At 42.2% G+C, this 7,416-nt stretch carries 5 protein-coding genes; 3 read left to right on the top strand and 2 right to left on the bottom strand.

What is annotated here, in order from left to right; all coding sequences use genetic code 11:
• Positions 1 to 128: 128 nt before the first annotated feature.
• Together ACOB82_RS14310 and ACOB82_RS14315 are read left to right on the top strand one after the other, a co-directional pair.
• Positions 129 to 773 (top strand): fused MFS/spermidine synthase, encoded by a 645-nt coding sequence (locus ACOB82_RS14310; RefSeq protein WP_448213656.1) that lies wholly within the window; start codon positions 129 to 131, stop codon positions 771 to 773.
• On the top strand, positions 763 to 1,665 hold the full coding sequence (locus ACOB82_RS14315) for a spermidine synthase (RefSeq protein WP_448213657.1): 903 nt from the start codon (positions 763 to 765) through the stop codon (positions 1,663 to 1,665). Before ACOB82_RS14310 ends, ACOB82_RS14315 begins: the two co-directional genes overlap by 11 nt.
• A 12-nt stretch (positions 1,666 to 1,677) precedes the next feature.
• On the opposite strand, the gene rluF is transcribed toward ACOB82_RS14315, so the two are convergent.
• The gene (gene rluF, locus ACOB82_RS14320) at positions 1,678 to 2,565 is read right to left on the bottom strand and encodes a 23S rRNA pseudouridine(2604) synthase RluF (RefSeq protein ID WP_448213662.1); all 888 of its coding nucleotides are present in this window, start codon (positions 2,563 to 2,565) and stop codon (positions 1,678 to 1,680) included.
• Between the two features lie 133 nt (positions 2,566 to 2,698).
• Positions 2,699 to 5,263, bottom strand: coding sequence for an ATP-dependent helicase HrpB (hrpB, locus tag ACOB82_RS14325; RefSeq protein ID WP_448213658.1), 2,565 nt, complete (start codon positions 5,261 to 5,263; stop codon positions 2,699 to 2,701).
• Positions 5,264 to 5,484: 221 nt separating this feature from the next.
• Between hrpB and ACOB82_RS14330 the strand changes: the two genes are divergently transcribed.
• Positions 5,485 to 7,293, top strand: coding sequence for a choice-of-anchor I family protein (locus ACOB82_RS14330; RefSeq protein WP_448213659.1), 1,809 nt, complete (start codon positions 5,485 to 5,487; stop codon positions 7,291 to 7,293).
• The last annotated feature ends 123 nt before the right edge of the window (positions 7,294 to 7,416 follow it).

Here is a 7,416-nt window from a genome sequence, read left to right on the forward strand (position 1 = left end):
TAAGATCACTTACTTTAGTTTAGGTTAAGCTGAAATAAATTAAAGCATAATCAGTTACTTTATTGCACTAGCCAGCCGTACATTTACTGGATACACTGACTTCAAAAGGAAATTAACACAGAGTCAATATGGCAATAAACCATCAAAATGTAATCATTTACACGCTGGCCTTTTGCAGCGGATTTTCAATCATGGGTGTCGAACTGCTTGGCGGTCGCATTTTAGCGCCCTATTTCGGTAGTAGCGTTCATATTTGGGGCAGCATTATTACTGTATTTATGCTGAGTTTGTCACTTGGCTATTTATATGGCGGTAAATTATCGACCCGCTCAGCTAACCTCACTCGTTACGGCATGATTTTTATTGTCGCCGGATTATTAGTGCTACCAATTGCGCTGTGGGCGAACCCGATAATGGAACAAGTTTTCCTTGCGATTGAAGACAGTCGCTATGGCTCTTTGATTGCATCATGCGCACTGTTTTTATTACCAACCATAGTGCTAGGAATGATTTCTCCGTATTCCGTTCGATTGTTGGTTACGGAAAAAGAGCACAGTGGTCAAGTCGCAGGGGTTTTATACTTTGTTAGTACTTTAGGCTCAGCCTTAGGCACAATTATTACCTCGTTTTATTTAGTGCTGTATTTTGAGGTAAATACTATTATCGTCAGCTTTAGTGGCTTGCTAGTGATACTAGGTATTATTGCGGTATTAGTCGACAAACAAGCGAAAGTTACCAACAATTCGCTACAAGGAGTGATCAATGAAAATTAATATTACTCTGCCCTTAAGCGCATTAGTTTTTTGCTGTTTCGCATCACTACTTTCCACCAGCAGCCTTGCCAGAGTAATACATCAAGAGCGTTCGATGTATCGCAATATTTTAGTGGAAGAAACTGGTAACCTGCGCTGTTTAAAATTTAATGTTAAAAGCAATAAAACCAATCAAAGCTGTTTATTCACCTCTGATCCCGACAGGTTAGTGTTTAATTACACTAAACTGCTGTTTTCCGGCATGATCGTAAACCCGAACCCTAAGCGTATTCTAATCATTGGTTTAGGTGGTGGCACTATGTCAAATACCTTGCACCAGCTGTTGCCTGATGCCGATATCGAAAATATCGAAATTGATCCTGCGGTGATTAAAGTTGCCCGCCAATATTTTAATTTTATCGAAAATGAAAAAGTCACCAGTGACGTGAAAGATGGGCGTATTTACATCAAACGCGCCCAGCTTAAAAAGCAACGTTATGACTGGATTATTCTTGATGCTTTTAACGGTGACTATATTCCTGAGCACTTGATGACTAAGGAATTTTTAGAAGAAACCAAGGACTTACTTACCGATAACGGCGTAGTTACTGCAAACACTTTTTCTACCAGTGAGCTATACGATTATGAATCAGCCACTTATCAGGCAGTATTTAATGAGTTTTACCAAGTAAAAAACCGCAAAAACGAAAATCGCATTATTCTAGCAACGAAAGATAAACGCCCCGATTATCAATCACTAAAAACAAACCTTGCTGACTTGCATGACCGACTTAGCCCATTTGGGGTAAATATATTAAGCATTTATCAAAGCTTTAAAGATCAGCAAGACTGGCCGGCTGATACGCCGATATTGACCGATCAATATTCACCTGCGAACTTGCTAAATCAATAAAATACGCGGCGGCTATTTTTTCAATGATTGCTTCTTCAATGATAGCCGCGTCGTAGAAGGTTTTTTCTGCTGCGGCTTATTATCAATACGCACTTTACCACCAGCCATAGTTTTAACTTGCTCATTTGGCTTGCTTTTTTGACTAGTTACAGTCGCCTGCATTTTGGCTGTTTCACTAGCGGCTACTTGCTCAGCTTTAGCTGACGTTTTTCGAGAACCTTTAACAGCCTGATTTATCTCACTCAGCTCTGCGTCGGTTAAGTCACGCCATTGACCGGGTTTTAACCCCGCTAAGTCAATATTCATTATGCGGGTGCGTTTTAATTTCGTGACTACGTAACCTAAGTACTCACACATGCGACGAATTTGTCGATTTAGCCCTTGAGTTAAAATAATTTTAAAGACAAAACGGCTAACCATTTCCACGCGACACGGATTAGTTATAGTGCCAAGAATTGGTACCCCACGTGACATACGTTCAATAAAGCGCTCGCTAACCGGTTTATCAACGGTGACAATATATTCTTTATCATGGGCGTTTTCAGCCCGCAGAATTTTGTTCACAATATCACCGTCGCTGGTCAGAAAAATTAAGCCCTCAGAAGGTTTGTCTAATCGGCCAATTGGGAAGATGCGCTCTCGGTGCTTAATTGCATCGATAATATTGCCTTTAACGTGGCGTTCGGTAGTACAGGTAATGCCAATAGGTTTGTGGTAAGCGATATAGATACGATCAGATTTATTTTCTGCACTGGCAGCGATATTTTTGCCATCAACGGCAACCACATCACTAGGCATTACTTTCGTGCCTAATTCAGGAATTTTGCCATTTATGGTTACCCGCTGCTTTTCAATTAACTTATCGGCTTCTCTACGCGAACAGTAACCTGATTCGCTGATAAATTTATTGAGTCGTTTACCGCTTTCGCTCACACACTTTCTCTATTTGGTATTTTGGGGCAACTATACCTTAATTCTCAAGAAAACGCTTTTTAACTAATACCAATAGTTAGCGAAATAACGCTAATTTCATTTAACTTTTTTCAGTATTAGCCAGGTGGCGTTTGGTTTTATTCGTTGCCTGCGCGTTGGCTGGATCATCAGGCCAAAAATGTTTCGGGTAGCGCCCTTTCATCTCTTTTTGAACATCTTTATAACTGCCTTGCCAAAAGCCGGCTAAATCCTGCGTTACCTGAATTGGACGACCCGCAGGCGATAACAACTCTAAAGTGATATTAACACCGCATCCCTGATTGGTATCCCCCACTTGTGGGGTCTGAGCTTGACCATACATTTCCTGCATCGGCAGCGCAACCATAGGGTGATGAGTGTCTTGATAGCGAATAATGCACTTTCTGCCGGTTGGCGCGATAAACTGAGCAGGTGCAAGTTGCTTAAGTTGCTGCTGTTGTTCATAGCTAAGCAAAGCTAATAACATTGCTGAATAATCTAATTGCGCCAAAGCCGCTTTTTTCTTAATAGTGCCAACATAAGGTGTGAACCATTGATCTAATTGCGCAATCAACTCATTACTTGTTAGCGCGGGAAAATCAAGCTGGGGTTGATAGTAGGCAAGCCAGTTTATTCTTGCCAATAATTGCTGCGTTGCTTCACCAAAATTCAGCCATTCAATACCATTTTTCGTCACCTGCTGTTGCCACATATTGGCAATTAATGCTTCAGTTAGACCGACGGTATCGGGCTGTTCAGCCAGCACTATGGCACCAAGTAATTGTTGTGTACTACCGACAATGGCATGCTTTTGCTCATCATAAATTAATGATTGCTGCGTTGTCACTTCAACAATTTGCCAATCAACTAGTTGAGACAAAGTAACCGGTGCGGCCAGCGAGATAAGTTGTTTACCTTTAATTAGCACAGTATTAGCTGCCACCAGCAATTCACTGTCGAGTAAGTTATCTTGTGGCGATAACTCAAGCCCTTTACCATTTAGCGCTAAATATGATGTCTGCTGTCCACGCCGTTTAGCAATACGCTCAGGGTAAGCTAACGCAAGCAAAGCACCCGCATCATCTCGATTAATCTTAGCCAGCAATTGACTATGCCATTGATGACCTAATAACTTGGCCAGTTGTTTGGCGCGCAATAAAATTCGCGATGCTTTAGCTTTCACGCGATTAGCAACGCTATTTTGACAAGCTGTAGCAATCAGCATTTCAATACGCACACCAATATCGGCATTATCTTTGGCCATGTCGTTGGTTAAAATATCCCGCTCTTCAATAAGCGCAGAAATCAAGCAGGCTAAGCTAACTAATTCAGGCGTTTGCAGATGTTCAGCCAATTCACCGGCTTTAATCAGCATATGACCAAAACGTGGATGGCATGCCATATTAGCCACTTTCAAACCATGAGCCGTTAATTTGTGCTTTTTATCGACAACATTAAGTTGCTGTAATTCCTGCCATGCCAACTGCTCTTTTAGCGAGTTCGGCAATTCAATCATGGGTAATTGCGCAAGCTCAGTAACGCCCCAGCGCGCCGCTTCAATAATCACAGGCAATAAATCTGTTTGCTCAATATCGCGGGTTGCCTGCTCAGGTCTGCGCTCAAAGTCTTCTTGGCTATAAAGGCGTATGCATTGCCCTGCGTTTAACCGACCAGCGCGTCCTGCCCGCTGAATAGCTGATGCTTTACTGATTGGCTTTTGCACTAATTGATTAGTTAAGGTTTGGCTGTCGTAAACCGCCACTTTTTCCAAACCAGCGTCAATCACTAAACTTATACCTTCAATTGTTAAACTAGTTTCAGCAACATTCGTGGCCAACACTAACTTACGTTGATTAGTCACAGGGTTAATGGCGTTTTGTTGCTTTGCCAATGGCAGTTCACCATATAACGGCGCCAATACCAGATCATCGGGTAATTGATTCGTTGTTTGAGTAGTTAACTGTTGCTCGATAAATTTAATATCGGCAACCCCGGGCAGAAACACTAAGCAAGAGCCTTGATGTGCAATTGCTGACTGACGAATCACGTTAAGGACATGTGTTCGCCACAGCATTTGTCTGGGCACGGGCGCATAACTTAACTCAATTGGAAAGCTGCGCCCCTGACTTTCAATAAAGACCGCATCATCAACACTTGCTTTAATTTCGTCACTGGCCAAGGTTGCCGACATTAACACTAGCGTAAGTTTTTCATTTAAGCCAAGTTGACAATCTCTGGCTAAGGCAAATGCGACATCAGCATGAATCGAACGTTCGTGAAATTCATCAAATAAAATTAAGCTGGCTTGGTTAAGCTCAGGATCGCGCTGAATAATTTGGGTTAATATACCTTCGGTGATCACCTCTAACTTAGTAGAGGTCGACACTTTAGTTTCATTTTTAAGGCGATAACCAACCGTTTCACCGACATTCTCACCTAATTGCTTAGCCAGATAACACGCGATATTTTTTGCCGCCACCCGCCTTGGTTGCAACAAATAAATCTTTTGTGCTGCAAAGTCGGTTTCAAGTAACCATAAAGGTAAAACTGTTGATTTACCGGCACCCGGGGGAGCTGTTAATACCACAGTTTGATGTTGGGTGATTGCTTGTAAAAACGCTTCTTTAATCTCAACAATAGGTAACAAGCACTGTTCCTTTAATCAATCATTGGCAAATTAGAATATGCGCAAGTTTACCTTGCCTGCACCAGCCAATAAAGCTAACTAACGGCTGTTTATCCAATTACTGCTTTTAACGCTTCATCAGCCAGTCAAAAAAATGTAATCAAAGCGTAAAACTCCACCAGTAGCGTAGTGACATTTAGTTCTCACTTAACAACCTTTAACAACAAATAAGAAGCAATAAAATGAAACACGCATTTTTTAAAGCTAGCCTGATTGCTAGCGCATTACTAGCATTAACGGCCTGTGAAGATGGTGATGACGGAAAGACAGGTTCAACCGGCCCACAGGGTGAACAAGGATTACCTGGCAACGACGGTCAAAATGGCCAAGACGGTAAAGATGCTGTCACAAAGCTCACCACAAAATTAATTGCCCGTAGCGTGCTAAATGTTGGCTCACCTGAAGGTGCAGCGGAAATTGTTCAGTACCATAAAGCTAGTGGCATGATTTACGCGATTAATAGCTCAGGTGATACAGCGACCGTTGAAATAATGGATTTAGCAGCGGCCGATCCTGCCGCGTTAATTGCCGATGGTGAAGGCGTGATTAACAACACTAATTTACCAATTGCGATGACGATTGATTTATCTGCTAACACCGCGGGCGACGCTAACAGCATTAGTATTTCCGATGAATTAAACCTGCTAGCAGTAGCGATGGCTGCTGACGAAGTAGGTGAAAATGGCCATATTGCTTTTTATGACATCAGCGGAGCTCAACCGTCATTTATTAAAAACGTTGCAGTGGGTGCTTTACCCGATATGGTGACATTTAGCCCAGATAGCAGCAAAGTAGTAGTGGCTAATGAAGGTGAACCCATTGGTGACTATTCAGTTGATCCAGAAGGCTCTATTGCCATTATCACCATTGAAAACGACATGATCAGCGATAAAGCGGTTATGTTAGATTTCAAAGCCTATAACGGTAAACAAGCTGAGTTAGAAGCACAAGGTATGCGCTTCCCTAACCCTAATGGTCGCGTGATTAATGGCAACATCATCAACACCACAGTTGCCATGGATTTAGAGCCCGAATACGTTGCCATCAGTGATGATTCAGCTACAGCTTTTGTCAGCTTACAAGAAAACAATGGTTTAGCGATTGTTGATTTAACTACCATGACCATTTCAGCAATCAAAGGTTTAGGCTACAAAGACTGGAGCCAATACAAATTAGACGCTTCTGATAAAGACGGCGGCATTAACTTTAGACAATACCACAACCTTTATGGCATGTATCAGCCTGATACTATTGCCACTTACTCATGGAAAGACGCTACATTTGTCGTTACCGCTAACGAAGGTGATGGCCGAGAATATTTCTTTGATGTTGCCGACGAAGCAGCGTGTAATGCCGCAGGTGGCTTAGACTATGATGAAGATGATGGCTGTTTATCATATATCGATGAAATTCGCGCAGAAGATTTAGCCCTTGATGCCATTGCCTTTACTGATGCAAATAATGACGATGACGATATTGGGCGTTTAATTGTTTGGAGTGAAAAAGGCGATAATGACAACGATGGCGACTTTGATCAGCTATACACTTATGGCGCCCGTTCATTTTCAATTTGGGACGCTCAAGGCAATTTAGTGTTTGATTCTGGCGATGATATCGAGCGTATTACCGCGGCCATATATGGCAATGCGTTTAATAATAATGAAGATGAAAATGAAGGTGATACTCGCTCAGATGCCAAAGGCGCAGAGCCAGAAGCCTTAGCAATTGGCGTGGTGGGCGAACGCACTTTAGCCTTTATCGGTCTTGAGCGCATGGGTGGCATTATGATTTATGATGTTACCAACCCATTTAATGTGACTTTTGTCGATTACATTAATAACCGTGGCATAATCGAAGGGGCTGATATTACTGGTGATTTAGCACCGGAAGGTATGAAGTTTGTGCCAGCAACAGCAACTAGCAATGCCATGTTAATTGTCGGTAATGAAATTTCGGGCTCTGTAAGCGTTTGGGAAATTAGTGCTAATTAACCTGAGCTGCGCATAAGAAATTGAACTAAATGCCCTTGCGGTGATCAGATCTTTCGACCAAGAAATATAAGATTACCAAGGACAAGGGCATGAACAACTTAGACGCAATTTACGTAGATGTCG

The organism is Colwellia sp. MEBiC06753 (assembly GCF_053470325.1).